We start from the raw sequence: 26,012 nt of genomic DNA, 5'->3' as shown, positions 1-26,012 counted from the left end.
AAAAACCCGGCACAAATGCGCTTGCAAAGGTGAATGGGTTTTGAATATTCATGGGCTTGAATGAGTTGTTAGCCTCTCTGGTGAGACGCCATATCAGCCGGAGATGCTGAAGGACTTCCGCTCCGGATCTGAGTGGATCGTCCATATGCCTTCCGGCTCATCTGCAAGTTGCCCGCGAACCTGCTTTGCAGGATGGTACGAATGCATGTACTCTTGGACAAGCTGGCCTAACAGGTAAAAGAAGTTGATGCCGCGTTGGAAATGCGCATTAAATTCCGGCCAGCTCACAAGCTTGGGATGTCCGCCGTTTCTCTTCCTTAATCGAATCCCGTCGTCCCACACGATGTAATCAGCATGGGCGTAGCCATTCCTAAGATCCGGGTCGAATGCATCACGAAACACTTCGGCCAACGAGCTAAGGCCAAGATCCTTTGAGTGCCCCGCCAGATCACGAAGCACCTTGTTTGCATTCGGCGCAACGATCGCTCCAGACACCTTGTGGCGCTTCACCAGCTTCTGGAAGGGCCAAAGGTTGTATGTTTCGCCCTCTGCGACGCGTAACATGTTCTTGGGTATCTCATAGAAGCCGCTCGCCTCTGAAAGATGACAGTAGAAAGCCAAGGCCACTCTAGCCTTTAACGCGGTAAATGGACCATCGTTGAGGTACTGAAGATACTCGCCAAATGCTGCATGAGCATCGTCAGCAGTACTCCAGCCAGGGCCCTGGCACCCTCTAAACTCGGGCGCCAAGGAAAGAGCAAAATGAAGCTCATTCTTGGATTTGGCGAGTTCAAATAGCTCACGAATAGCTGTGTCTGCCTTCTCATAGAAGAGTGCGTTGGCTTGCAGGTGCGGATCGGTTTCCTCTTGAGACGCCGTCATACTTAATCCAAAAGGCTAACTAGATTTAGACGACAGCAGCCCAGGCTGCTATCGGTCCAATAAAAAATCTCCGCATCGCATTTCGCTCCTGACATCGTAAAAACGACCAATTAGACAAACCTAAAAAACGCCAGATCAAAAAAGAAAAGCGGGCGCGATAATCGAATGCTACCGCGTCCGAGTAGCGTTGGAAAAGGGCGATAGCCCGTAGATCGCCTCTTCTTGTGCAGCATCTTGATCCCGCTCGAAATGTCTCCCCCCGCCGTGGCCGGAGTTGCTGTGCGCCGCATAAATCGCGCGCGTCAGCGCCCAACCAGCGCCCACCCGGCGGCGTACTGGCTTTCATGGCCGTGGCGTTTTCCTGCGCCAATCCCAGGTCTTTGAGCATCAGGGTGGTGCCAAACCCGCGAGTGCAGACGTTGTCTGCCGGGCGCTTTCGTCCACGCCAGGGAAGGGTGGTACTTCTCCGGCGCCCAGTTGCCGTCGGGACCGCGCCGCGTGATTTCTGGCCTGAGCGGTCGGTTCATATGCGAAAAATGTCTACAATAGCCAATATATCTATTCTTGGCACAATGGCCTCAGACACTTGACCAGGAGCCGCCCATGACCACCGCACTGCTTGAACTCGACAGCCTTCCCCGCCAAAGCGCTTCGCAAGTGAAGAACAAATGGGGAGACGTGGTGCGCCAGGTGCGGGAGGTGGGCAGCGTGGCCATTACGAGCCATTCGGCGGTGGAGATGGTGCTGGTGGATGCTGCCACCTATCGGCAATTGACCACCGACATGCTGGCCCTCAAAGCGCGCGAGCAGTCGGTGCTGGAAGACCTGACGGGGCGGTTCAATGCGCGGCTCGCCGTGCTGCAGGCGCCTGGCGCGCAGCAGCAGGTGGCGGGGTTGTTCGATGCCAGAGGCAAGAGCGCCCAGCGGCCCAAGGCAGGGGCCACGTTTTAGATGGCGGAAGCGGAAGCGGATGGGGATGCGGGTGCTCGACTTGGCGCCAGGCCTTTCATCCTGGTACTGGCTGGCGTCAATGGTGCGGGCAAGAGTTCGGTGGGTGGCGCGCTGCTGGCCGAACATGGCTTGAGCTGGTTCAACCCCGACAGCTTTGCGCGAGAGCTGGTGGTGCAGTTGGGTCTGAACGTGCACGAGGCCAACGCCCGCGCCTGGGAGTTTGGCCGCTCTCAACTGGAGGCGGCGATAACGAACGGCACCAACTGTGCCTTTGAGACCACGCTGGGCGGCAAGACCATTGCGGCCATGCTTGCCCGGGCGGCCGGTACGCACGACATCCTGATGATTTTTTGCGGCCTGCAGTCGGTGCAGCTGCACCTGCAGCGCGTGCAAGCGCGTGTTGCCAGCGGCGGGCACGCTATTGCCGAAGCGAAGATTCGGCAGCGCTGGGTTTCGTCCCGCCTCAACCTGCTCAAACTCATGCCGCAGCTCGCCCGGCTGCAGGTATTCGACAACAGCGCGCAGGTGGCGGCCGGGCAGGACATCCCGGAGCCGGTGCTGGTGATGGAAACGTTGCGGGGCGAGTTGCTGTTTCCCGAGCCGAGCGACGCCCAGGCCTTGAAGGCAACGCCTGAATGGGCGCAACCGATGGTCCAAGCCGCCATCGAGCGCCAGGCAGGGCCGGCCTTGTAAAGAGCGTCAGGGGCCGTCGCGGGCTTCTCCGTGCGGCGCACGCTGCCTGTGCTTGCGCGTTCGCTGTCCCGACCGCCAGGGGCGCTGGGACTCCAGCAAAGGCGACCCCAAGCCCTGCGACGGGGAGATGCTGCCGTGCGCCTGCCAAAACGCCAGGCGTTGCAGCCCCGCCCATTACCCCTTCTTCTGCACCATCTTGATCACGCTGGAAAAGTCTTCGCCGCCATGCCCCGCCAGGCTGTGCGCCGCATAAATCGAGCGTGCCAGGCCGCCCAGTGGCGTGCTGGCCTTCATGGCCGTGGCGTTTTCCTGTGCCAATCCCAGGTCCTTGAGCATCAGGTCGGTGCCGAAGCCGCCCGCGTAGCCTTTGCTGGCGGGCGCGTTTTCGTGCACGCCAGGGAAGGGGTTGTACTTCTCCAGCGCCCAGTTGCCGCCCGAGCTGCGGCGCATGATTTCCGAGAGGACTTTGGGGTCCAGGCCGTTGGCGACGCCCAGGGCGATGGCCTCGCTGGTGCCGGCCATCAGGATGCCGAGCAGCATGTTGTTGCAGATCTTGGCGGTCTGGCCGGCGCCCACGGCGCCAGCGTGGAAGATGTTGGCGCCCATTTTTTCCAGCAGGGGGCGGGCGCGCTCCAGGTTCGCTTCGCTGCCGCCGACCATGAAGGTGAGGGTGCCGGCAATCGCGCCGCCGGTGCCGCCGGAGACGGGCGCGTCGATGAAGGCGATGCCGGCGGCTTCAGCCGCCTTGGCGACCTTCTGGCTGGTGGCGGCGGCAATCGTCGAGCTGTCGATGACGAGCGCGCCCTTGGCGATTGCGCCCAGCAGGCCGGCTTGGCCGTCACGGCCCAGGAACAGGCCCTCGACGTGCTGGCTGGCGGGCAGCATGCTGATGACGACTTCGGCGCCCTGCACGGCGGCGGTGGCATCCTGCGCGATCTTCAGGCCGTCTGCGGCGAGCTTGTCGCAGGCGGGTTTGGAGAGGTCAAAGGCGCGGACGTCGTGGCCGGCTTTTTGCAGGTTGAGGGCCATGGGGCCGCCCATGTTGCCGAGGCCGATGAATGCGATGTGCATGGTGTTGTCTCCTGGTGGGGTGATGGTGGGTAGAAGGTTTGCTTTGCTTTTGATAGCTGTCTGCGCTTATGGGATAAGCGGTAGAGGCCTAAAAGGCTTGGAATTTTTGGGCTAAGGCCCGTTGGTCCTTCGCCGCACTTCCAGGCCGGATGCAGCGGGCGCCTTGTGCCGCCGGGGCGATGCCTTGGCCTGCGGGTTGAAGGCGAGGGCGGCGCCAATCCAGCGCTGCCACTGGGCGCGGGTGGCGTAGGCGTCGGGCTCGACCCAGAAGTAGCCGCGCATGCCGCCGCGCGGGTCCAGTTCGCGCAGGCCGGGCGTTTCGGCCGTGGCTTCGTGCTCGGCGGGCGGCAGGCGCACCAGCAGGTCTTCGCCTTTCACGGCGATACACAGCTTCTCATGGACCATGAAGGCATGGCCGCCGAAGAGCGTGCGCTCGTCCACCACGGCCTCTGCCCCCAAGTGCTCGGCCAGCGCGTCCCGCACGGCGGCGATGAGCCGCAGGGTTTCGTCGGCTATGGGGCGGGCGGGCATGGTGGGTAGCGGCGGATTAATAGGAAAAATGGCCGTTCACGCTTGCGGGCTATGCGGTAGCAGCTATAGATTCGCTAGCGAATCGCGTCCGGCGCATCGCCATCCAGCATGCGCCGCGCAATGATGACCCGCATGATTTCGTTCGTGCCTTCCAGAATCTGGTGCACGCGGCTGTCGCGCAGCAGGCGCTCGAGCGGGTATTCGCGGATGTAGCCGTAGCCGCCGTGCAGTTGCAGGGCTTCGTTGCAGACCATGAAGCCGGCGTCGGTGGCAAAGCGCTTGGCCATGGCGCAGTAGGTGGAGGCGTCGGGTGCGCTGGCGTCGAGTTTGCTGGCGGCCAGGCGCACCATTTGCCGCGCGGCGACCAGTTCGGTGGCCATGTCGGCCAGCTTGAATTGGAGCGCCTGGAAGCTCGCCAGGGTTTTGCCGAACTGCTTGCGCTCGTGCAGGTAGCTTTGCGCCTGGGTGAGCGCGCCTTGCGCGGCGCCCACCGAGCAGGTGGCGATGTTGATGCGCCCGCCGTCCAGCCCCTTCATGGCGATCTTGAAACCCTCGCCCTCGGCGCCCAGCAGGTTCTCAAGCGGTATTTCGACGTTGTCGAAGCTGATGGTGCGCGTGGGCTGGCTGTTCCAGCCCATTTTTTCTTCCTTCTTGCCGTAGCTGATGCCGGGGGCATCGGCCGGCACGGCAAAGGCGCTGATGCCGCGCGCGCCGCTGGCTGCGTCGCCCGTGCGGGCCATCAGCACCAGCACGTCGGTGGCGCCGGCGCCGGAGATGAAGGCCTTGGCGCCGTTGATGCGGTAACCCGTGTCGGTGCGCTCGGCGCGGGTCTTGAGCGATGCGGCGTCCGACCCGGCGCCGGGTTCGGTCAGGCAGTACGAGGCCAATTTTTCGCCGCTGGTGAGCAGCGCGCCCCAGCGCTCGCGCACGGCTTCTGTGCCCCAGGTGCCCAGCATCCAGGTCGCCATGTTGTGGATGGTGATGAAGGCGGTCGTCGATGGGTCGACCGCCGCCATTTCCTCGAACACCAGCGTGGCGTCGAGGCGCGGCAGGGCGAGACCACCAATCGATTCGGGCGCGTAGAGGCCGCAGAAACCCAGCTCGCCGGCTTTGGCGATGGTGGCTTTGGGGAAGATGGCCTGGGCGTCCCACTCGGCGGCGTGGGGCGCGAGTTCGGCCACCGCGAAATCGCGCGCCGTCTGCGCAAAGGCGCGCTGGTCTTCGTTGAGTTCAAAGTCCATCGGCGGTTCTCCTGCTGTATTTTGCTTTTGTTTTTGTAGCTGCTAGCGCTTACGGGATAAGCGCTAGAGCCTGATTTGACTCAAATTTCGCCTGAGCGGCGCGAGCTGTACAGCGTACGACTCAGCGCGGCCCAATTCCAGCGGCCACGCGCCAGGGCCGAAGCTGGCCGCGCCGCCGCGCCGGCGTCGCCCCCCTTCCCGCGAAGCGAGAGAAGGGGGGAGCGGCATAGCCGCTCGGGGGGTTACTTCAAACTTATCGTCGTATTCACGCCGTGCGACGTGGTGCTGTCGTCGAACCAGCGCTGCGTCACCGTCTTGGTCTGCGTGTAGAACATCACCACCTGCTTGCCGTAGGGGCCCAGGTCGCCGAGCTTGGAGGCGCGCGAACCGGTGAACGAGAACAGCGGGACTGGCACGGGAATCGGCAGGTTGATGCCGACCTGGCCGACGTCGATGTCTTCCTGGAACTTGCGCGCTGCGGCGCCCGACTGCGTGAAGATGGCGGTGCCGTTGCCGTTGGGGTTGGCGTTGATGAACTCGATGGCCTGGTCGAGGTCGTCCGCTGCCACGATGGCCAGCACCGGGCCGAACACTTCCTGGTCGTAGATGGCCATGCCGGGTTTCACGCCCGAGAAGATGGTCGGGCCGACAAAGTTGCCCTTCTCAAAGCCGGCCACGGTGGGCTTGCGGCCGTCGAGCTCCAGCTTGGCGCCCTCGGCAATGCCGCGCTCGATCAGGCCTTCCACGCGCGAGAGCGCGGCGCAGGAGATCAGCGGGCCGACGTCGGTGCCTTTTTCGGTGCCGGCGTTGACCTTGAGCGTCTTGGTTTTTTCGACCAGCTCGGGAATCCACTTTTGCGCCTCGCCCACCAGAACCACCACCGACAGCGCCATGCAGCGCTGGCCGGCAGCGCCGAAGGCGGCACCGGCCAGGGCGTTCAAGGTTTGGTCCTTGTTGGCGTCGGGCAGGATGATGGCGTGGTTCTTCGCGCCCATCATGCATTGCGCACGCTTGCCGGCCAGGGTGGCGCGGTGGTAGACATGCGTGCCCACCTTGGTCGAGCCGACGAACGAGACGGCCTTGATGTCCTTGTGGTCGCACAGCGCGTTCACGGCCATTTCGCCGCCGTGAATCACGTTCAGCACGCCGGCAGGGATGCCGGCTTCCATGGCGAGTTCGACCAGGCGCATGGTGACCATGGGGTCTTGCTCGGAAGGCTTGAGCACGAAGGTGTTGCCGGTGGCAATCGCCATGGGGAACATCCACAGCGGAATCATCGCGGGGAAGTTGAAGGGCGTGATGCCGGCGCACACGCCCAGTGGCTGCAGCAGGGTGTAGGTATCGACACCGCCGGCCACGTTGTTGGCCAGCTCGCCGAGTTGCAGGTTGCCAATGCTGGCAGCGTGCTCGACCACTTCGAGGCCGCGGAACACGTCGCCTTCGGCGTCGGGCAGAGTCTTGCCTTGCTCGGCGGTGAGCAGCGCGGCCAGCTCGGCCATGTGTTCGCGGATGAGCTGCTGGTACTTGAGGAAGATGCGTGCGCGGGCGCCGATGGAGGTCTTCTTCCAGGTCTTGAAGGCTTCCTTGGCCGAGGCGATGGCCGCGTCGATTTCGTCCGCAGTGGCAAAGGGCACGCGGGCCAGCACTTCCTGTGTGGCGGGGTTCACCACGTTGCGCCATTCGGTGGTTTTCGATTCGACGAACTTGCCGCCAATGAGCAGCTTGACGGTGGGGGCCAGGGCGGCGACGGGAGTGGGTGCGTTCATGGGGAGTCTCCAATAAAGAGGGCAGGGCAGCGACACTGGCAACAGTGCACAGAACCCGGCCATGGTAGCTGTGCAGAATTGTCAGCACAATAGACAATCGTGCGCACGGAGTTTGCAAAAACGCACAACGAACCCGAATTCGAGGATACCGATGGACTGGGACAACCTGCGCTATTTCCTGGAGCTGGCCCGCGCCGGCACGCTGGTGGGTGCGGCGCGCCGTTTGGGCGTCGACCACACCACCGTGGCGCGGCGCATTCAGGCGCTGGAAAAGCAGGTCGGTTCGCCGCTGTTCGCGCGCGAAGCGGCGGGCCACCGCCTGAGCGAGGCGGGCCGCAGCCTGCTGCCGCAGGTGGAAGGCATGGAGGCGGCGTTTCTGGCGGTGGAGCACGCCGCGCCCGGCGTGCGCCAGGGCCTGCACGGCGCGGTGCGCATTGGCGCCACCGAAGGGTTTGGCAACCTGGTGCTCGCCCCCCAGTTGGCACACTTTGCTTCTGAGCACCCGGGCCTGGTGGTTGATTTGCTGGCGCTGCCCCGGCTGGTGCACCTCTCGCGGCGCGAGGCGGACATCGTGATTTCGCTGGAACGCCCGGCGCGCGGCGCGGTGCTGGTGGTGAAACTTGCCGAATACCTGCTGCAGCTCTACGGCGCACAGGCGTACCTCGCCGCGCGGCCGCCCATCCATAGCGCGGCCGATTTGGCGGGGCACAGCTTTGTCAGCTATGTGGACGATCTGCTGTTCACCAAGGAGCTGCAAATTCTTGATGAACTGCACCGGCCGGCGCATTTCTCGCTGCGCAGCACCAGCGTGCTGGCGCAGTACGAGGCCGTGCGTGCCGGGGCGGGCCTGGCGGTGCTGCCGGCATTTGTGGCGGCGCAGGACGCGAGCTTGCAGACCGTGCTGCCTGGCAGCGCACGCTTTGTGCGCACGTTCTGGATGTCCATGCCCGAAGAAAACAAGCACGTTGCGCGCATGCAGGCGACCTGGGCCTTTTTGCGCAGTGCGGTCGAAGCGCAGCAGGCGCTGCTGATGCCGCCGCAAGGGGCAAGCCCCCACGCGGCGGGGCAGAGCGCCTGATGGGCGCGGCGGGTGGCCTGTGCCACGGTAGCCAGTGGCAAGGTGCCGCCTGGGGCCTGTTCACCCGATCTATTGGCCAGCGCAGAGCGTCAGATCCGCCCCATCAGCAGCAGCACAACGAGGATCAGCACGACCAGACCGATGCCGCCGCTTGGGCCGTACCCCCACGAGCGGCTGTGGCCCCAGGTGGGCAGGGCGCCGACAAGGATGAGGATCAGGACGATCAGCAGAATGAGCGAGATGGACATGTTGGTTTCCCTTTTGTTGTGTGATGGACGCCATCTTGCAAGTGCCGTGGTCCGCGCTGCGTAGGCGCAAGCGCTGGTTTCGGGTCAGGGTTCGCACGGCGTTGTGGCATGGTTGGCACGCCAATGGTTTCTAAAACGATAGCAACAATCCCTTTCTGATAGTGCCAAAACTGCTGTTTTTCTTGTTATTTTCAGAAGCCTGCCGGTGCAGGTAGCATTGCAGGAGATGCACCGAGCCCCGACCACTTCCCGCTTTCCCTATTGGTTGCCAGGCGCACTGCTGGTGGCCGTGGGTTTGCTGTTCACCACCTTTCTGTACTTCGAGCAGCAGCGGCGGCTGAACCTCATTGAGCAATCGCGTTTCGAGCAGCAGGCAACCGAGGTCAGCCTGGCGCTCAAGGCGCGGCTGGCAAGCGATACCGAGGTGGTGTATGGCCTGCGGGGCTTGTTTTCCGCCAACCCCGAGCTGACGCGTGCGCAGTTCCAGCACGCGGCGGACGAGCTTGAAGCGACGTCGCGCAACCCTGGCCTGGTCAACCTGGCGTTCACGCGCCGCGTCGCGGCCAAAGACCTTGCGGCGTTTGAATTGCGCTCGCGCTCTGACGCATCCTTGCAGGCCTTGGGCCTGCCGGGATTGGCCGTACACCCGCTGGTGCAGCGGGACGAATACTTTGTCGCCGACTACATCTGGCCGGTGCCTGGCAATGAGCAAATCCTCGGCTTCGACATTGGCTCCCAGCCGGCCAATCTGAAGGCCATGCAACATGCGCGCGCCACGGGCGAGGCGGTGGTCTCCAAGCCCTTCATGCTGGTGCAGGCGACCGAGCCACGGCCGGGCTTTGTCATTCGCGTGCCGGTCTACGACGTGGCGCGTGTGGGGATGCAAGTGCCGCCGCCAGAGCATTTCCTCGGCGCCGTGGCGGCCACCGTGAATGTGCCGGAGCTGATGCACTCCACCCAGATGGGGGAAAGCGGAGCTGGCCTGGACATCCAGCTCGCAGACCTCGGGCCGCTCGGTGTGGCCCCCGGGAGCGAGCCGGCCAGTGTGTTTTACCGGAGCACGGGGGCTGCGCCCCTTATGCACCTGCGACCGGCTACGCGCGATGTGGCGGTGCATGACCGCCGCTGGCAACTGGTGTTCCGGCCCACTGAGCGCTTCCTGAGCCCGCCGGAGAGGCGGTTGCCCGCCAACACCGCTGCCGTGGCCGCGATGCTGACGCTGCTGCTTGGCGCCGTGCTCAGCCTGCTGCTGCGGCAACGGCGCCTGGCCTTGCTGCGTGCGCACCATTCGGACGCGGCGCGTGAGAAAAGCGAGGGGCGGTTCCAGGCCTTGTTCACGCAAGCTGCGGTGGGGGTGGCGCTGGTGGATATCGAGACCGGCCGGCTGAACGAAGTCAACCCGCGTTTTTGCAGCATCGTGGGACAGAGCAACGCGCAATTGCGCGAGCGCGTGCTTGGTGATCTGTTCCTGCCCACGCCAGGCGCCGAAGGCAGCGAAGGGGATCTTCACGCCCTGCGCACTCTGGGGGGTGGCGAACTGACACAAGAGCTGGGGCTGGCGTCCCTCGGCGGTGCGCTGGCACCGGTAGCCAGCGCCGCGGCATTGCCGCAGCGCTGGGTGGCGCGCACGGTCAGCGCCATGCGCTCGGGCGATAGCGCGGCGACACAGGCGATTGTCGTCCTGCACGACATCACAGCTCGCCGCGCCATGGAGGACGCCTTGCGGCGCAGCCAATCGCGTCTGGACGCGCTGCTGCACCGCCTGCCCGTGGGGGTGATGCTGTTGGAGCACGACGGCCATGTGACGCTGTGCAACCAGCGTTTCACCGAGCTGACCGGCTATACCCAGGCCGATGTGCCGAAAGCCGAGGTCTGGTGGCGCAAGGCGTACCCGGATGCGCACTATCGCAGCCAGTTGCAGGCGGCCTGGCTGCAAGCCTATCGGGTCGCCGGCAACGAAGGGGTGCTGCCCGAAGGTGAAGTCGAGCTCACCGGAGCAGATGGTCAGACGCGTGCGCTCGAAGTGGCCGGCGTGCGGGTAGGGGCTCAGCTACTGGTCACCTTTGTCGACCTTGCGCAGCGCAAGGCGGCCGAAAAGGAGATCCGCACCCTGGCCTACTACGACCTGCTGACCGGCCTGCCCAACCGGCGCCTGCTGGTGACCCGCATCAAGCAGGCGATCGCGCACTGCGAAGCCCCGGAACATTGCGCCCTGATGATGCTGGATCTGGACAACTTCAAGGCGCTCAATGACACCCGTGGCCATGAGCGCGGCGATGCCCTGCTCAAATTGGTCGCCGAGCGCATCGTCGGGTGCGTGCGCACCGATGACGCCGTGGCCCGGCCCGGGGGGGACGAATTTGCCGTGCTGCTCGAATGCGTTGGCGACAGCGCTGAATCGGCCCAGGCGCACTGCGAGCAGATCGGCCACAAGATTCTGGACGCCCTGCGCAAGCCCTACTTGATTGACGGCGAAGCGCACCACAGCACGCTGAGCATGGGGATCGCCATGTTCAGTGCCGGCCACGCCAGCGTCGACGAACTGCTGCAGCGCGTGGACCTGGCCATGTACCAGGCCAAGGCCGCAGGCCGCGACACGCTGCGCTTCTACGACCCCAGCATGCACGCCCTGGCCAACGAACGCGCCGCGCTGGAGGAAGACATGCGCGCTGGCCTCGCCAAAGGCGAGTTCGAGCTGTACTACCAGCCGCAGGTGGACCACGGCCGTATCGTGGGCGCCGAAGCACTGCTGCGCTGGCACCATCCCCAGCGCGGTTTTGTCTCGCCGTCGGTCTTTATCCCGATGGCGGAGGATTCCGGCCAGATTCTGCCGCTGGGCCAGTGGGTGCTGGAGCAGGCCTGCCTGACGCTGGCGCAGTGGGCCTGCGACCCGCAATTGGCCGAGCTGGTGCTGGCCGTCAACGTCAGCCCGCGCCAGTTTCGCCAGGCTGGCTTCGTGCAACAGGTGCTGGCCACGCTCGCCAGCACGGGCGCGGCGTCGCGGCGCCTCAAGCTGGAGCTGACCGAGGGCCTGCTGCTGCACGACGTGAACGAGTCGGCCACGCGCATGACCGAGCTCAAGTCCTACGGCGTCGGGTTTTCGCTGGACGATTTTGGCACTGGGTATTCGAGCCTCTCGTACCTCAAGCGCCTGCCGCTCGATCAGCTCAAGATCGACCAGAGCTTTGTGCGCGACGTGCTGACGGACCCCAACGACGCGTCCATCGTGCGCACCATCGTGGCCTTGGGCGCGAGCCTGGGCCTGCAGGTGATGGCCGAAGGCGTGGAAACCGTCGCCCAGCAGGAGTTTCTGGCGCGCCAGCACTGCTACGCCTGGCAGGGCTATCTGCTGAGCCGGCCCGTGCCCGCCGAACCGTTCGTGGCGCTGGTGCGTGGGCACGTGCCTGCGTGAGCAAAGCCATCTACCGATGGCCTGAAACAGCTATCAAAAATATAGCTTCAAACGCAATGCAGATAAGCGTTAGGCGCCATTTTCGTTAGAAAAATAGCGCCCAACGTCAATGCGCCCCTGCGGCGGCCCCGGCGTCACCCCCACTGCCAGGGCGGCGCGTGAACCAGATCAGGACAATCAGCACCAGGAACAGGTACGCCGAGCCGACGAAGATGTCGTCCGCCGCGCGCGTAAAGGCCTGTTGGTCGATGAGGCGGTTGATTTGCACCAAGGCCTGCTCCTGCGACATCCCCAGCCCCTGGAGCTGCAGCAAGGTCTGCCCGAATACGCCCTGACCCTGCACCAGGCCTTCGGTGAGGTGGGCATGGTGCAGCGCGGCCCGGCTCTCCCACAGGGTGGTGGAGATCGAGACACCCATGGCGCCGGCCATGATGCGCACGAAATTGCTCAAACCGGCCGCGGCGGGAATGCGCTCGGGCGGCAGATCGGACAGGGTGATGGTCGTCAACGGGATGAAGAAGAACGCCATGGCAGCGCCCTGGATCAGCGTGGGCACCAGGATGTGCCAGAAATCGGTCTGGGTGTCGAAGCGTGAACGCATCCACAGCACCAGCGCGAACACGACGAAGGCGCCCGTGGCCATGCGGCGGGGGTCCCAGTCGCTCACCTTGCGCCCCACCACGGGGGTCAGCATGATGGCAAAAATACCCACAGGTGCCAGCGCCATGCCGGCGTTGGTGGCGGTGTAGCCCATGAACTGCTGCAGCCACAGCGGCAGCAGCACCACGTTGCCAAAGAACAATGCGTAGGCCACCGACAGGGACAGTACGCCAAAGGCAAAGTTGCGCTTGCCGAAAAGCCGCAAGTCCACCACCGGGTGGTCGTCCGTCAGCTCCCACACCAGGAAGACCGACAGCGCCACCACGGCAGCGATGGCCAGCGTGAGGATCAGCGGCGAGGCAAACCAGTCGAGCTCCTTGCCCTTGTCGAGCATGAGCTGCGTGCAGCCGACCCAGACCACCAGCAGCGACAAGCCCAGCGTGTCGATGGGCAGCTTCTTGCGCGGTGTCTCGCGGTGCCGGTAGATGCTCCACGTCACCGCTGCGGCGATCAGGCCCACGGGCACGTTGATGTAGAAAATCCATGGCCAGGAGATGTTGTCCGTGATCCAGCCGCCCAGCAGCGGCCCGACCACGGGCGCGACCAGGGTGGTGACACCCCAGAGCGCCAGCGCCATGCCAGCGCGCGCGCGCGGGTAGCTGGCCAGCAGCAGGGTTTGCGAGAGCGGAATCATCGGCCCCGCCACGGCGCCTTGCAGCACCCGGAACACGACCAGCATTTCCAGCGACGAGGCAAAACCGCAGAGCCACGAGGTGAGCACGAACAGCAGAATGCTCGTGGTGAACAGGCGTACCGCGCCAAAGCGCTGCGTGAGCCAGCCCGTCAGGGGCACTGAAATTGCGTTGGCCACGCCAAAGCTGGTGATGACCCAGGTACCTTGCGCCGGGCTCACGCCCACGTCACCGGCAATGGCGGGAATCGATACGTTGGCAATCGACGAGTCGAGCACGTTCATGAACGTGGCGAGCGACAGCGCCACCGTGCCCAGCAGCAAAGCCGAGCCATGCAGCGGCGGATGCGCCACGGGGGCGGGCCGGGCAGGCGCGGAAGGGGGCGGCGGTGCGTCGGGCGCGCCGGCAGGCAGCGCCGAAGCATCGGCGGTGGCTTGTGCAGCAGTCATGGTGTGGGGGCTAGGCGGCTCAGTGGGTGGCCGTGCGGGGAGCCGCCGCCAGAACCGTAGCAGAGGCCCGCGCGCTCACCTTGTGGCCCAGGTTGGCGGCAATCGTTTTCTCAACGGCCGCGTCGGCGGCTTTCAACTGTTCGTCGTACACCGCCGTGGCCGCTACGGGGTCGCTGCGCTGGGTGCTCGAGAGCATCTTGCCGCTCTGGTCGGCGATATCGACCTTGACGTTCATCGACAGGCCGACGCGCAGTGGGTGCTTGGCAACCTCGGCGGCATCCAGGGCGATGCGCACCGGCACGCGCTGCACGACCTTGATCCAGTTGCCGGTGGCGTTCTGCGCCGGCAGCAGGGCAAAGGCCGCGCCAGTGCCCGCGCCCAGGCCGATCACCGTGCCGTGGTAGGCCACCTTGTTGCCGTACACGTCGGCTTCGAGCTCGACGCTCTGGCCAATCCGCAGCTTTTGCAACTGGCTTTCCTTGAAGTTGGCGTCGACCCACAGGTCGTCCAGCGCCACCACGGTCATCAGCGGTGCGCCAGCGGCCACGCGCTGCCCGAGCTGGACGCCGCGCTTGGCGACATAGCCGGACACCGGCGCCACCAGTTCCATGCGCTGCAGGGCCAGAAAGGCCTCGCGCACCTTGGCGGCGGCGCGCTGGACGTTGGGATGCTCCTCGACGCTGGTGCCTTCGGTCTGCGTTTGGCTCGCAGCGAGCTGCTCCTGCGCCGCCAGCAGGGCGGCGCGGGCTGCGGTGGCGGTGCTTTTTGCCGTATTGACGACGGCATTGGCGTGCTGGAACTCTTCCTTGCCGACGGCGCCGCTGGTCATCAACGGGGCGCGGCGCCGCACGTCTTCTTCGAGGCGCGATACCTCGGCCTCGGCGCGCGCCAGATCGGCGCTGCGCAGGCTGATCTGCGCCTTGAGCGTGGCATTGTTGGCATACAGGCTGCGCACTTCGCGCACGGTCTGCGCCAATTGCGCCTGCGCCTGGTCGAGCGCGATGCGCGCGTCCGCCGGGTCCAGGCGCACCAGGGCCTGCCCGGCCTGCACATGGTCGGTGTCGTCCGCGCCGATGGCCACCACGGTGCCGCCGACCTGCGGCGTGATCTGCACCACGTTGCCGGCCACATAGGCGTTGTCGGTGGATTCGAAGTGGCGGCCACTGAACCAATCCCATGCGCCCCAGCCCACGCCCACCACCACGACGGCGGCGGCAATCAGGGTCAGGCCGCGGCGGCGGACAGTCTTGTTTTCATGGGGGGTCAGAGGTTCGCTCATGGTCGGCTCGCTTGCGGAAATTTCAGAAAATAGGGGGGCTTGACAGGATCAACGGGCGGCGGTCTGCAGGGCTGCGGTGTCGTCGCTCCAGCCGCCGCCCAGGGCATTCATCAGCGCCACGCGCACATCCAGGGCGCGGGCCTCCAGTGCCACGGCTTGGCGGCGCTGGGCCAACACCTGGCTTTCGGTGCCCAGCACCACCAGGTAATTGCCCAGGCCCGCGCCATAGCGCTCCTTGGCGTAGCGCCAGGCTTTCTCTGACCCTGCCTGCGCCTGCTGTTGCAAGGCCTGCTGGCGGGCGATGGACTGCATCGACGCCAGCGCGTCGCCAGCCTGCTTGACGGCGTCAAGCACCGTGGCGTTGTACTGCGCGATGGCCGCGTCGAGCTCGGCCTGGCGGCCACCAAGCTGGGCGCGCAGGCGCCCGCCGTCAAAGATCGGCAAGCGCAGCGCGGGTGCAACCCCTATCTGGCGTGAACTGGCCTGGAACAGGCTGTCCAGCCCCAGCGCATTGAGCCCGATAAAAGCCGAGAGGTTGATGTTGGGATAGAACTCGCTGCGGGCGGCAGACACCCCCTGCGTCGCCGCCTCGATACGCCAGCGCGCGGCGACCACGTCGGGGCGGCGGCCCAGCAGGTCGGTGCCGAGCACGGCAGGCACGGCAGGCAGGGCCAGTGTGCTCAACTGCGGTGCGAGCGCGGGCAGGGCATCGGGTGCCTTGCCGGCCAGCACGGCAATCTGCCGGCGCGCCAACATCGCCTGCTCGGCCAGGGCTTCGACTTGCGCCGCAGCCTCGGGCACCGCGGCATCGGCCTGGGTCAGCTCGACCTGGCTGTCGAGACCGGCGGTGACACGGTCGCTGGTCAGCCGCTTGATGGACTGGCGCTGCTCCAGCGCCTGCTGCGCCACCTGCTGGTCCGCCAGGATGCGCGCCAGCGCCACCCAACTGCGTGCCAGTTGCGTCGCCAGGGTATTGGCGGCGGCCGCGGCGTCGGCCTGGGCGGCGCGTGCCTGGCCCAGCGCGGCTTCGAGTTCGGCGTGGTGCAGGCCAAAGAAATCGGGGGTCCAGCTAAGGGTGGCCTGAAGGTTTTCGCTGTTGTACACGTTGCCGGCGATCGGCGGCGGATACAGGCCATTGGCGGTGTAGCGTTGGCGGGAGACATCGGCGCTGAAACCTGCCTGGGGCCCATTGGCGGCGCGGCGGGCGTCGGCCAGCGCAGCCGCCTGGGCGGCGCGTGCGCGCGCCACGGCCAGGCTCGGGTGCTGGGCCAGCGCCTCGTCCATCAGGGCGTCGAGCTGCACGTCGCCCAAGGCCTTCCTCCACTGCGCAGAGGGAAGTTCTGCTGTGCTGGCAGGCGTGGTTGCCAGGCCCAGGGCTTGCGGTGCGGTGCGCTCCAGGGGATGGTGCGCAGCACCAGGGTTGGCGCAAGCCACCAGGAGACTGGCGACAGCCAGGGCCAGCGAGCCACGAAGGAGGGTGCCGCGCGAGCGCGGACGCGAAAGGTCAGACATGACAGGCCTTGAGAGGAAAGTTATTTGCGGGCGGCTTCGCCATTGGCCAGCATGCGGCGCAGCAGGTCAATCAGTTGCTGCCATTCGTCCGTGGAGAACCCCGCCAGATGGGCGTTCAGGGTGTCCGCAAGCACCGGCGTCAGCTCTTCGGCCATGGCCGTGCCCAGAGGCGTGGTGTGCACATGCACCACGCGGCGGTCGCTGGTGGAGCGCTCGCGCACGACCAGTTCCTTGGCTTCCAGCCGGTCGAGCAGCCGGGTTACTGCGGCTGGGTCGGCTTCCATGTCGCGGGCCAGCGCCGCCAGGGTGGTGTTCTGGCAGCGCGAAATCTTGTACAGCGGCAGGCACTGGGCGAAGGTAAGGCCACGGCCCTGGAGCTGTGTATCGGCCATGTTGCGGATGGACGAGAGCACGTTGCGCAGCAGGTAGCCCACGCTGTTCTCGGGCCGGATGCTGGCGGCGGTATACAAGTCGGGCGCTATGCCTCCCGCAGGGGCCGTGTCTGGCGCTGCGGCGAGCGGGCAGGAAGCAGCGGAAATATCGGGCGAATCCATGCCCGAGAATTTAATTGATAGGACAACTATTGCGCAAGCAACTATTCAGATAACCATGGGATTCATATGGGAATGAAAGGCCCTCAGGCACTCATCCTGGAGCGTTTTCCGACTCCCTGGAAAGCGCCTGGCGGCCCGCGCTCGTGAGGGTGAGGACTCTGCCCAGCTGGCTCTCCGAGCCTGGCTTGGGAAGCAGGGCCACGATCAGTCCGGCCGCGCGCAAAACGCGCAGGCGGTCAATGTCGTGTTCGCTGGTAAGGGTGCAAGGCAGAGGCCGGTCGGCCAGCTCGCGCAGCAATTCCATGGACATAGGCATCTCCTTCGTCGTGCAATGGGGAGATTGTTGCGTCCACTCCATGTCGCCGCAATGACAGATACCTCTGGATACCTGCGTCGGGATTTGCGTCACAGCCGCCAGTGTCCTGCGTTGTAAGCAGGCTAAAAAAATGAACGCTGTCGAAATCGCCGTCAGGCCAGGCGCCAACCACGGCGATGGCCGGAGCTATCGCGCGGCTTGCCGCCGCAACCCGCTGGCAGCAGGGCGCAGCGGCGCTGCTTGCGGCCACGAAAACCGGCTCCCCAGGCCCGAAAACAGGGGAGCGCTCAGGTAACATTGCAGCCCGTCGGAGAGCTGGCCCGGGCCAGTGTGCCGATGCCGTGACCTTCGTTGGCACCGCGCCAGCGGTGCTTGCGCTACCGAGCGATCCGTGCGACTCAATTCGATCAAACTTTCCGGCTTCAAATCGTTCGCCGAACCCACCAACTTCCTGCTGCCAGGCCAACTGGTGGGCGTGGTGGGCCCCAACGGTTGCGGCAAGTCCAACATCATGGACGCCGTACGCTGGGTGCTGGGCGAGAGCAAAGCCAGCGAGCTGCGCGGCGAATCCATGCAGGACGTGATCTTCAGCGGCACGACAACCCGCAAGCAGGCCAGCCGTGCCAGCGTCGAGCTGGTGTTCGAGAACAACGACCACCGCGCCGGCGGCCAGTGGAACCAGTACGCCGAGATCGCCGTCAAGCGCGTGCTGACCCGCGACGGCACCAGCAGCTACTACATCAACAGCCAGCCGGTGCGCCGCCGCGACGTGCAGGACGTGTTCCTGGGCACGGGGCTGGGGCCGCGCGCCTACGCCATCATTGGCCAGGGCACGATCAGCCGCATCATTGAAAGCCGGCCCGAAGAGCTGCGTTTGTTCCTCGAAGAGGCGGCAGGCGTATCGAAATACAAAGAGCGCCGGCGCGAAACCGAAAACCGCTTGCACGACACGCGCGAGAACCTCACCCGCGTCGAAGACATCCTGCGCGAACTGGGCGGCAACCTGGAGCGCCTGGAAAAGCAGGCCGAGGTGGCCCAGCGCTACAAGGCCTTGAACGCCCAGGCCCAACTGCGCCAGCAGCAGCAGTGGTTTTTGAAGCGTGCCGACGCCGAGGCCGAGCAAGAGCGCGTGCGCCTGGACGGCCTGCAGGCCTTGAACGACCTGGAATCGCGCACCGCCGATCTGCGCCATGTGGAATCCGAGCTCGAAACCGTGCGCCAGGCCCATTACACCGCTGGCGACCAGGTCAACCAGGCCCAGGGCAAGCTCTACGAGGTGACGGCCGAAGTCGGGCGCCTGGAAGCCGAGATTCGCTATGTGGTCGAAGGCCGCCAACGCGTCGAGCAGCGCCTGGTGCAACTGGCCGCGCAAATCGACGAGTGGGCCGGCCGCAGCGCGGGGGCGCAAGCCGAGCTCGACAACCAGACCGGCGCTGGCGCCGATGCCGAGGAGCGCGCCGAAATGCTCGCTGCCCAGGTCGAAGAACAGGCCGCTTTGCTGCCCGATCTCGAAGACGCCTTGCGCAGCAGCCAGCGCGCAGCCGATGAACAACGCAATGCCGTCGCCCAGGTGCAGCAGCAGATTCAGGTGCTGGCGGCCGAACAGCGCAGCCAGCAGGAGCAAAAGCGCCAGCAGGAGCAGCGCTTCGAGCGCTTGCGCACCGACAGGAATGCCCTGGCGGCCCCGGACGAGGCGCGCCTGGCCAACCTGCAGCAGCAGCTCGATGCCGCCCGCGAACTGGCGGACACGCAGGCCGCGCGCTTGGCCGAGCTGCAGGACGCCGTGCCGGCGCTTGACGACGAGCGGCGCACGCGCCAGCAGGCGGTCAACCTGGAGAGCGCGCGCCTGACCGAACTCTCGGCACGCATGGAAGCCCTCAAGGCCCTGCAGGAAAAGCTCAAGACCTCGTCCAAGCTGCAGCCCTGGCTTGAGCGCCAGGGCCTGGCGGGCATGGCGGGATTGTGGACACGCATCCACATTGAAAGCGGCTGGGAAAACGCGCTGGAAGCGGCGCTGCGCGAGCGCCTCTCGGCCCTGGAAGTGGGGCGGCTGGAAACCGTGCGCGGCTTCCTCGGCCACAGCGGCAACGAGGCGCCGCCGGCGCGCCTGGCGTTTTTCAGTCCGCCGGTGGCGCCGCACACGCCGCCAGCAGCGGCCCTGCCGCGCCTCTCGGCCTTGCTGCGCGTGCACGATGCGGGGCTGGCCGGCATCCTCGCCGAGTGGTTGCAGGGCTGCTACACCGCGCCAACGCTGGACGACGCCCTGGCCCAGCGCGAACGCCTGCAGCCCGGTGAGGCGATTTACGTGCCCGGCGGCCACGCCGTCACCGCGCACAGCGTGGGTTTTTATGCCCAGGATTCCGAGCAGGCGGGCTTGCTGGCGCGCGCCCAGGAAATCGAGCACCTGGAAAAGGAATTGCGCGCCCAGGCGCTCATCAGCGAAGAGGCCAAGAACGCCCTGGTCCGCGCCGAAGCCGCGTACCAGGACGGCGCGCAGCGCCTGGCGCAACTGCGCCGCGAGGCAAGCGAGGCGCAGGGCCAGGCACATGAACTGCAGGTCGAGCACCTGCGCATGGCGCAGTTGGCCGAGCAGGCGCGTGCGCGCAGCGCGCAGATCGAGGGCGATCTGGCCGAAGTCGAAGCCCAGCTTGCCGATTTGCACGAGCGCTCTGCCACCGCCGAGGCGCGCTTTGAAGAGCTCGACATGCAACTGGCCGACACGCAGGAGCGCCATGCCCAACTCGGCGAGCGCGCCATCGAGGCCGAACGCAAACTCGCCGAATGCCGCGAGCAGCAGCGCAGCCTGGAGCGCCAGGCGCAGGAGGCCGTGTTCTCACAGCGCAGCGCGGCGCAGCGGCGCGCCGAGCTTGAGCGCACCCTGGCGACGGCCACGGCACAAGCCCAGGCGCTGGCCGAGGAGCGCGTCCGCGCCCAGGGTGAGCTCGATCGCCTGACCGACGCCGCCGCCCAGGGCGGCCTGCAGCAGGTGCTGGCGAAAAAAATCGAAAGCGAACAGGCCCTGGCGGCCGAGCGCAGCCGCTACGACGACCTCACGGCCCGCCTGCGCGCCAGCGACGAGCGGCGCATGCAGCTCGAGCGCGCGCTCGAACCCCTGCGCGCGCGCATCACGGAATTCCAGCTCAAGGAACAGGCCGCGCGCCTGGGTCTGGAGCAGTACACGACGCTGTTGCAGGACGCCGAGGCGGACCTGGCGGCGCTCGAAGTCTCGATTGCCGAGGGCAGCGTCCGCCTGGCTGGCCTGCAGGGCGAAATTGACCGCCTGCAGCGCGAGATTGCCGCGCTGGGCGCCGTCAACCTGGCCGCGCTGGAAGAGCTCGCCGCCGCCAGCGAGCGCAAGCTGTTCCTCGACGCGCAAACCGCCGACCTCACCGAGGCCATGACCACGCTGGAAGACGCCATCCGCAAGATCGACGGCGAGACGCGCCAACTGCTCTCGGGCACGTTCGACGCCGTGAACCAGCACTTCGGCCGCATGTTTCCCGAGCTGTTTGGCGGCGGCAACGCGCGCCTGATCGTCACCGGTGACGAAATCCTCGATTCGGGCGTGCAGGTCATGGCGCAGCCGCCAGGCAAGAAGAACCAGACCATCCACCTGCTCTCGGGCGGTGAGAAGGCGCTCACGGCCATTGCGCTGGTGTTTGCCATCTTCCAGCTCAACCCGGCGCCGTTCTGCTTGCTGGACGAGGTGGACGCGCCGCTGGACGACGCCAACACCGAACGCTATGCCAAACTGGTATCGAGCATGAGCAAAGAGACACAATTCCTGTTCATCAGCCACAACAAAATTGCGATGGAAATGGCCCGCCAGCTCATTGGTGTCACCATGCAGGAGCAGGGCGTCTCGCGCATCGTCGCGGTGGACATGGAATCGGCGCTGTCGATGGTGGGCACATGATTCCCCCTGCGCCGCTTCGCGCCACGGGCGCCGCCGTTCCCTGGCGAAGCAGTGGTCAGAATTGAGCCTTATGTCTAGCGCGCTATTTTTCGCAAGCCGAGAACGTTTTTTATGAGTACCTTGCAAATGAGTCTGGCCGTGATCGGCGCCGTATTGTTGGCCCTCATCGTGGCCTGGAACGCCTGGACCAGCCACAAGAACGCCCCGCGCCGGGCCGAGCGCAGCGATGCGCCGCGCCAGGAGCCCGCGTTTGACGGTGCCGTGCCCCTGGCGGACGCCCCGCCCGGCGCCGCTGGCAGCTTCGCGCAGGTGGCGGCAAGTGGCGAGAGCGATTTCGCCCCTGCGCTGCCGGGGGACGACGCACTGGCGCTGCCCCCCACCAGCCACGCCAGTGAGCGGCGCTACGCGCTCGACGCCCTGATCGATGCGGTCGCGCCGCTGGTGCTTGAGCACGCCCACACGGGCGAGGCCGCGCTGGCCGCGCTGCCGCCCACGCGCCGCGCAGGCAGCAAGCCCTTTGCCATTGAGGGCCAGAACGAGGCCACCGGCCAGTGGGAGATGCCCGCGCCCGGCCAGCGCTACCGGGCCTTCCAGGCAGGCGTGCAACTGGCCAACCGCACGGGTGCACTCAACGAGATCGAGTTTTCTGAATTCGTTGCCAAGACGCAGGCCTTCGCCGACGAATTGGGTGCCGCCCCCGATTTTCCCGACATGCTGCACGAGGTGGCCCGCGCGCGCGAGCTTGACCAGTTCGCCAGCGACCACGACGCCCAGCTCGCTTTCCTGCTGCGCGCCCGACAAGCCGCCTGGAGCCCCGGCTACGTGCACCAGAACGCCGCGCGCGCTGGTTTCGTCGCTGGCACGCTACCCGGCCGCATGGTGTTGCCCGCGATCGGCGAGGGCGGCGGCGCCGTGTTGACGCTGGCCTTCGACACCCAGGCCGCGCTCTCGGACGACCCGGAGCAATCCGCCGTGCGTGAGCTGCTGCTCAGCCTCGACGTCGCGCAGGTGCACCGCAGCGAGCAACCCTTTGCGCGCCTGCGCGAGGTCGCCCGCCTGCTGTGCGAGAGCATGGACGCCGTGCTGTGCGACCAGAACGGCGTCCCCCTGCCCGCCATGGCGATGGACCCCATCGCCGCCGACCTGGAGCTGCTGTACGACCAGCTCGATGGCCGGGACCTGTCGGCTGGCTCGCCGCAGGCGCGGCGGGTGTTCAGTTGAAGCCCCCCCTGAGCCGCTGCGCGTCTTCCCCCCGAGGGGGGGACGCCGCCAGCGCGGCGGGGCGGCCCTTGCGCGGCGGCCCTGGCCTGGGCAGTGGCGGTTGCGTGCGCTGTGGGTGACTCGACGTGCCAGGGTGAGTGAAATGCCGATGAATTTAGACCTTTTTTCGGCTCCAGCGCAATCAGAGCAAGCGCAAGCAGCTATCAAAGTAGAAGCGCTGCGCCGGCAGTTGGACCGCTGGGCGCACCAGTACTACGTGCAGGACGCGCCCGAGGTGCCCGACGCCGAGTACGACCGCGCCTTTCGCGCACTGCAGGCGCTGGAAGCGCAGTTCCCTGAGTGCGTCACGCCCGAGTCGCCGACCCAGCGCGTGGGCGGCGCCCCGCGCCCTGAGCTGACTCCGGTGCGGCACGCCGTGCCCATGTTGTCCATTCACACCGAAACCGACGTGTCGCCCGCTGGCGCACTCGCCTTCGACGCCCGCGTACGCCGCGAACTCGGTCTGGCGGCTGACGCTCCGCCCGTGGCCTACGTGGCGGAACTCAAGTTCGACGGCCTGGCCATGAACCTGCGCTACGAGGCCGGCGCGTTGGTGCAGGCCGCCACCCGGGGCGACGGCGAAGTGGGCGAGGACGTGACGCACAACATCCGCACCATTCGCCAGATTCCTTTGCGTTTGCCGAGCGATGTGCCAGCCATCCTGGAAGTGCGCGGCGAGGTCTACATGGCGCGCGCCGACTTCGAGCGGCTGAACGAGGCCCAGCGCGAGCGCGGCCAGAAAACCTTCATCAACCCGCGCAACACCGCCGCGGGCGCGGTGCGCCAGCTTGACCCGGCGATTGCGGCGCAGCGGCCGCTCCGGTTTTTTGCCTATGGCTTGGGTGAGGTCACGCCGGTGGCGGAAGGCGGCCCGGATTTCGCCACCCACTTCGACCTGCTCCAGCAATTGAAGCAATGGGGTTTTCCGGTCGCAGCGCAGACCACACAAGCGCTAGGCGCTAGCGAATTGGTAGCGTTCCACGAGCGCATCGCCGCTGAGCGCGACCAGCTCCCCTACGACATCGACGGCGTGGTCTACAAGGTCGATTCGCTCGCCCTGCAGCGCCAGCTCGGCTTCAAGACGCGCGAGCCGCGCTGGGCCGTGGCGCACAAGTTTCCGGCGCAGGAGATGGTCACCCGCATCGAAGGCATCGACGTGCAGGTCGGCCGCACCGGCAAGCTGACCCCGGTGGCGCGGCTGGCGCCGGTGTTTGTCGGCGGCGTCACCGTCACCAACGCCACGCTGCACAACCTGTTCGAGATCCGCAAGAAGGGCGTGCGCGTGGGCGACGAGGTCATCGTGCGCCGCGCGGGCGACGTGATTCCCGAGGTGGTGGGTGTGGTGCCGGGCAAGCGGCCAAGCTATGTGGCCAACTTTCGCATGCCCAGGCAATGCCCCATCTGCGGCAGCGCCGTGGTGCGCGAGCCCGGCGAGGCCAACCACCGCTGCACCGGTGGCCTGTTCTGCCCGGCGCAGCGCAAGGAAGCGCTGCTGCACTTTGCCGCCCGCCGCGCCATGGACATCGACGGCCTGGGCGAAAAGCTGGTGGACCAGTTGGTCGATGGCGCCGTGGTGCGCACCTTGCCCGACCTGTACCGCATCGGCCTCGTCGGCCTGACAGCGCTGGAGCGCATGGGCGAGAAATCGGCGCAGAACCTGCTGGCCGCGCTGGAAAAATCCAAGAGCACGACATTGCCGCGCTTCTTGTTTGGGCTCGGCATCCGCCAGGTGGGCGAGGCCACGGCCAAGGATCTGGCGCGGCATTTCGGCAGCCTGGACGCCATCTTGCAGGCCAGTACCGAGCAGTTGCTGCAGGTGCGGGATGTCGGGCCGGTGGTGGCCGAGGCCATCCACACCTTTCTGGCCCAGCCGCACAACGTCGAAGTCATCGAACAACTGCGCGCCTGTGGCGTGCACTGGCCCGAAGGCCCGCCGGCCGAGCGCACGCAACTGCCGTTGGCGGGCATGACGGTGGTGCTCACCGGCACCTTGCCCACGCTCAGCCGTGAGGCCGCCAAGGACCTGCTGGAGGCCGCGGGCGCCAAGGTGGCGGGCTCGGTCAGCAAAAAAACCAGCTACGTGGTGGCCGGCGAGGAGGCCGGCAGCAAGCTCGCCAAGGCGCAGGAGCTGGGCGTGCCCGTGCTGGACGAAGCCGGCCTGCGGGCGCTGCTCGGGCAGGGCGCTTGAGTGCTGGCGCGCGCCACCAGCCAACCGGTTACAAGGAGAACGGCCGCATGACCCGCAAACCCGTCGTCGGACTCGCCCTGGGCAGCGGCTCGGCGCGCGGCTGGGCGCATATCGGCGTGATCCGCGCGTTGCAGCAGGCCGGCATCCAGCCCGACCTGGTCTGCGGCGCCTCGATTGGCGCCGTGGTGGGCGCGGCCTACGCGCTGGGCGAGCTCGACCGTTTCGAACAGTGGGCGCGCGGCCTGACCGGGCGCACCGTGTTCTCGTTCATGGATTTCAAGCTCTCGGGCGGCATGCTCAAGGGCGAGCGGGTGATCGAGTTCTTCCGCAACCGCTTCTCCGACCGCCCCATCGAGGCGCTGGACATCCCGTTCGCTGCCGTGGCCACGGGCCTGCATTCGGGCAGCGAAGTGTGGCTGCGCACCGGCTCCACCGCCGACGCGGTGCGGGCCTCGATGGCCTTGCCCGGCCTGTTCACCCCGGCCCAGCGCGAAGGGCGCCTGCTGGTCGATGGCGGGCTGGTCAACCCCGTGCCCGTGTCGCTGGCACGGGCCATGGGGGCCGACATCGTGATCGCCGTGGACCTGAACGCCGACATCCTGGGCCGCCATTTGCGCGGGCCCGGCGCCAACGGCGCGAACGGCGCGGCCAAGCTGCCCGCCCAAGCACCGGAGAACGATGAGGACACCGCCGGCTGGCTGAGCCGCCTGCAGGATGGCTTTGCCTCCCTGCTGCCCGCGCCCGACCCCGCCCGCGTGCCCACGCCGTCGCTGGTGGAGGTGGTGCTGGCCAGCGTCAACATCATGCAGGTGCGCATCACCCGCAGCCGCATGGCCGGCGACCCGCCCGAGGTGATGATCGCCCCGCAACTGGCCCACCTGGGCCTGATGGACTTCTACCGCGCCGAAGAGGCTATCGCCGAAGGGCAGCGTGCGGCGGAGAAGACGCTGCCGTTTTTGCAGCAGTTGGGGTTGGGGACGGTGTAGGCGGTTGGGCGGTTTTTCGATTTGGATGTGGGATTTCCTGTACGGGCGGAATGCGTTGAGGGCTGCAATCGGCCACAAGCAGAAATAATAGTTAATATTTATAGCTAGTTTTCATTATTAGGTGACATCTTGTCGTTCACAATTGACCTTTCACTAACCGGCGTATCTATTCCAATTGAGCTTCGTGGGGGCTTGTCCACAATTATTGTTGGCGCAAATGGAAGTGGGAAAACAAAGTTGGCAATGGAGTGCGAACGACAGCTCGGGGATAAGGCGCATCGTATCTCGGCGCAGCGGATGCTAGCGCTAGGGATGCTCTGCTTAAAGCGACTTTGAGTGTGCTGATGGCTCCCAGTTGAGCCAATTTGCAGAATGGGCGCGTGGCGC

At 66.2% G+C, this 26,012-nt stretch carries 19 protein-coding genes; 8 read left to right on the top strand and 11 right to left on the bottom strand.

Annotated elements, in window-relative coordinates; all coding sequences use genetic code 11:
* Window positions 1-93: 93 nt before the first annotated feature.
* Window positions 94-882: a hypothetical protein gene (locus AC07ZH_RS06730; RefSeq protein WP_495199075.1), complete on the bottom strand. Its 789-nt coding sequence runs from the start codon at window positions 880-882 to the stop codon at window positions 94-96.
* Between the two features lie 603 nt (window positions 883-1,485).
* Between AC07ZH_RS06730 and AC07ZH_RS06725 the strand changes: the two genes are divergently transcribed.
* Window positions 1,486-1,833, top strand: a complete 348-nt coding sequence (locus tag AC07ZH_RS06725) for a type II toxin-antitoxin system prevent-host-death family antitoxin (RefSeq protein WP_119107767.1) — start codon at window positions 1,486-1,488, stop codon at window positions 1,831-1,833.
* On the top strand, window positions 1,834-2,526 hold the full coding sequence (locus AC07ZH_RS06720; RefSeq protein ID WP_495199074.1) for an ATPase: 693 nt from the start codon (window positions 1,834-1,836) through the stop codon (window positions 2,524-2,526).
* A 174-nt stretch (window positions 2,527-2,700) separates the two neighbouring features.
* On the opposite strand, the gene mmsB is transcribed toward AC07ZH_RS06720, so the two are convergent.
* The 4 genes from mmsB to AC07ZH_RS06700 form a co-directional block, all read right to left on the bottom strand.
* Window positions 2,701-3,597, bottom strand: a complete 897-nt coding sequence (gene mmsB, locus AC07ZH_RS06715) for a 3-hydroxyisobutyrate dehydrogenase (RefSeq protein ID WP_495199073.1) — start codon at window positions 3,595-3,597, stop codon at window positions 2,701-2,703.
* A 111-nt stretch (window positions 3,598-3,708) separates the two neighbouring features.
* Window positions 3,709-4,128: a TfoX/Sxy family protein gene (locus tag AC07ZH_RS06710; protein WP_495199072.1), complete on the bottom strand. Its 420-nt coding sequence runs from the start codon at window positions 4,126-4,128 to the stop codon at window positions 3,709-3,711.
* Window positions 4,129-4,202: 74 nt separating this feature from the next.
* Window positions 4,203-5,369: an acyl-CoA dehydrogenase family protein gene (locus AC07ZH_RS06705; RefSeq protein ID WP_495199071.1), complete on the bottom strand. Its 1,167-nt coding sequence runs from the start codon at window positions 5,367-5,369 to the stop codon at window positions 4,203-4,205.
* 242 nt (window positions 5,370-5,611) lie between these two features.
* On the bottom strand, window positions 5,612-7,135 hold the full coding sequence (locus tag AC07ZH_RS06700) for a CoA-acylating methylmalonate-semialdehyde dehydrogenase (RefSeq protein WP_495199070.1): 1,524 nt from the start codon (window positions 7,133-7,135) through the stop codon (window positions 5,612-5,614).
* 151 nt (window positions 7,136-7,286) lie between these two features.
* Here AC07ZH_RS06700 and AC07ZH_RS06695 point away from each other — a divergent pair, with 151 nt between their 5' ends.
* Window positions 7,287-8,213, top strand: a complete 927-nt coding sequence (locus AC07ZH_RS06695; protein WP_495199069.1) for a LysR family transcriptional regulator — start codon at window positions 7,287-7,289, stop codon at window positions 8,211-8,213.
* A gap of 89 nt (window positions 8,214-8,302) precedes the next feature.
* Here AC07ZH_RS06695 and AC07ZH_RS06690 read toward each other — a convergent pair whose 3' ends face one another.
* A complete protein-coding gene (locus AC07ZH_RS06690; RefSeq protein ID WP_106447573.1) occupies window positions 8,303-8,461 on the bottom strand; it encodes a DUF3309 family protein in 159 nt (52 codons plus the stop codon).
* A 226-nt stretch (window positions 8,462-8,687) separates the two neighbouring features.
* Here AC07ZH_RS06690 and AC07ZH_RS06685 point away from each other — a divergent pair, with 226 nt between their 5' ends.
* Window positions 8,688-11,873 (top strand): bifunctional diguanylate cyclase/phosphodiesterase, encoded by a 3,186-nt coding sequence (locus tag AC07ZH_RS06685; RefSeq protein WP_495199068.1) that lies wholly within the window; start codon window positions 8,688-8,690, stop codon window positions 11,871-11,873.
* 106 nt (window positions 11,874-11,979) lie between these two features.
* Here AC07ZH_RS06685 and AC07ZH_RS06680 read toward each other — a convergent pair whose 3' ends face one another.
* The 5 genes from AC07ZH_RS06680 to AC07ZH_RS06660 form a co-directional block, all read right to left on the bottom strand.
* On the bottom strand, window positions 11,980-13,614 hold the full coding sequence (locus AC07ZH_RS06680; RefSeq protein WP_119107759.1) for a DHA2 family efflux MFS transporter permease subunit: 1,635 nt from the start codon (window positions 13,612-13,614) through the stop codon (window positions 11,980-11,982).
* A 19-nt stretch (window positions 13,615-13,633) separates the two neighbouring features.
* Window positions 13,634-14,893, bottom strand: coding sequence for an HlyD family secretion protein (locus tag AC07ZH_RS06675; protein ID WP_495199067.1), 1,260 nt, complete (start codon window positions 14,891-14,893; stop codon window positions 13,634-13,636).
* Window positions 14,894-14,941: 48 nt separating this feature from the next.
* The gene (locus AC07ZH_RS06670; RefSeq protein ID WP_495199066.1) at window positions 14,942-16,405 is read right to left on the bottom strand and encodes an efflux transporter outer membrane subunit; all 1,464 of its coding nucleotides are present in this window, start codon (window positions 16,403-16,405) and stop codon (window positions 14,942-14,944) included.
* Window positions 16,406-16,425: 20 nt separating this feature from the next.
* Window positions 16,426-16,959, bottom strand: coding sequence for a MarR family winged helix-turn-helix transcriptional regulator (locus AC07ZH_RS06665; RefSeq protein WP_495199065.1), 534 nt, complete (start codon window positions 16,957-16,959; stop codon window positions 16,426-16,428).
* Window positions 16,960-17,050: 91 nt separating this feature from the next.
* Entirely contained in the window at window positions 17,051-17,269 is a 219-nt protein-coding gene (locus tag AC07ZH_RS06660; protein ID WP_147414693.1) for a hypothetical protein, read from the bottom strand.
* Between the two features lie 397 nt (window positions 17,270-17,666).
* Here AC07ZH_RS06660 and smc point away from each other — a divergent pair, with 397 nt between their 5' ends.
* The 4 genes from smc to rssA all read left to right on the top strand — a co-directional run bounded on the left by smc (window position 17,667) and on the right by rssA (window position 25,625).
* Entirely contained in the window at window positions 17,667-21,191 is a 3,525-nt protein-coding gene (gene smc, locus AC07ZH_RS06655; protein ID WP_495199064.1) for a chromosome segregation protein SMC, read from the top strand.
* A 111-nt stretch (window positions 21,192-21,302) separates the two neighbouring features.
* Window positions 21,303-22,412, top strand: a complete 1,110-nt coding sequence (locus AC07ZH_RS06650; RefSeq protein WP_495199063.1) for a cell division protein FtsZ — start codon at window positions 21,303-21,305, stop codon at window positions 22,410-22,412.
* Window positions 22,413-22,554: 142 nt separating this feature from the next.
* Window positions 22,555-24,639, top strand: coding sequence for an NAD-dependent DNA ligase LigA (gene ligA, locus AC07ZH_RS06645; protein WP_495199062.1), 2,085 nt, complete (start codon window positions 22,555-22,557; stop codon window positions 24,637-24,639).
* A gap of 47 nt (window positions 24,640-24,686) precedes the next feature.
* The gene (rssA, locus tag AC07ZH_RS06640; protein WP_495199061.1) at window positions 24,687-25,625 is read left to right on the top strand and encodes a patatin-like phospholipase RssA; all 939 of its coding nucleotides are present in this window, start codon (window positions 24,687-24,689) and stop codon (window positions 25,623-25,625) included.
* The last annotated feature ends 387 nt before the right edge of the window (window positions 25,626-26,012 follow it).

This window comes from Simplicispira sp. GW247-4R2A (assembly GCF_059424465.1).
This window is presented reverse-complemented; position numbering and strand designations above follow the sequence as displayed.

Coding starts and splice junctions, on each gene's coding strand:
- AC07ZH_RS06730 (WP_495199075.1), bottom strand. CDS start 882: ATGACGGCGTCTCAAGAGGAAACCGATCCGCACCTGCAAGCCAACGCA.
- AC07ZH_RS06725 (WP_119107767.1), top strand. CDS start 1,486: ATGACCACCGCACTGCTTGAACTCGACAGCCTTCCCCGCCAAAGCGCT.
- AC07ZH_RS06720 (WP_495199074.1), top strand. CDS start 1,834: ATGGCGGAAGCGGAAGCGGATGGGGATGCGGGTGCTCGACTTGGCGCC.
- mmsB (WP_495199073.1), bottom strand. CDS start 3,597: ATGCACATCGCATTCATCGGCCTCGGCAACATGGGCGGCCCCATGGCC.
- AC07ZH_RS06710 (WP_495199072.1), bottom strand. CDS start 4,128: ATGCCCGCCCGCCCCATAGCCGACGAAACCCTGCGGCTCATCGCCGCC.
- AC07ZH_RS06705 (WP_495199071.1), bottom strand. CDS start 5,369: ATGGACTTTGAACTCAACGAAGACCAGCGCGCCTTTGCGCAGACGGCG.
- AC07ZH_RS06700 (WP_495199070.1), bottom strand. CDS start 7,135: ATGAACGCACCCACTCCCGTCGCCGCCCTGGCCCCCACCGTCAAGCTG.
- AC07ZH_RS06695 (WP_495199069.1), top strand. CDS start 7,287: ATGGACTGGGACAACCTGCGCTATTTCCTGGAGCTGGCCCGCGCCGGC.
- AC07ZH_RS06690 (WP_106447573.1), bottom strand. CDS start 8,461: ATGTCCATCTCGCTCATTCTGCTGATCGTCCTGATCCTCATCCTTGTC.
- AC07ZH_RS06685 (WP_495199068.1), top strand. CDS start 8,688: ATGCACCGAGCCCCGACCACTTCCCGCTTTCCCTATTGGTTGCCAGGC.
- AC07ZH_RS06680 (WP_119107759.1), bottom strand. CDS start 13,614: ATGACTGCTGCACAAGCCACCGCCGATGCTTCGGCGCTGCCTGCCGGC.
- AC07ZH_RS06675 (WP_495199067.1), bottom strand. CDS start 14,893: ATGAGCGAACCTCTGACCCCCCATGAAAACAAGACTGTCCGCCGCCGC.
- AC07ZH_RS06670 (WP_495199066.1), bottom strand. CDS start 16,405: ATGTCTGACCTTTCGCGTCCGCGCTCGCGCGGCACCCTCCTTCGTGGC.
- AC07ZH_RS06665 (WP_495199065.1), bottom strand. CDS start 16,959: ATGGATTCGCCCGATATTTCCGCTGCTTCCTGCCCGCTCGCCGCAGCG.
- AC07ZH_RS06660 (WP_147414693.1), bottom strand. CDS start 17,269: ATGTCCATGGAATTGCTGCGCGAGCTGGCCGACCGGCCTCTGCCTTGC.
- AC07ZH_RS06650 (WP_495199063.1), top strand. CDS start 21,303: ATGAGTACCTTGCAAATGAGTCTGGCCGTGATCGGCGCCGTATTGTTG.
- ligA (WP_495199062.1), top strand. CDS start 22,555: ATGCCGATGAATTTAGACCTTTTTTCGGCTCCAGCGCAATCAGAGCAA.
- rssA (WP_495199061.1), top strand. CDS start 24,687: ATGACCCGCAAACCCGTCGTCGGACTCGCCCTGGGCAGCGGCTCGGCG.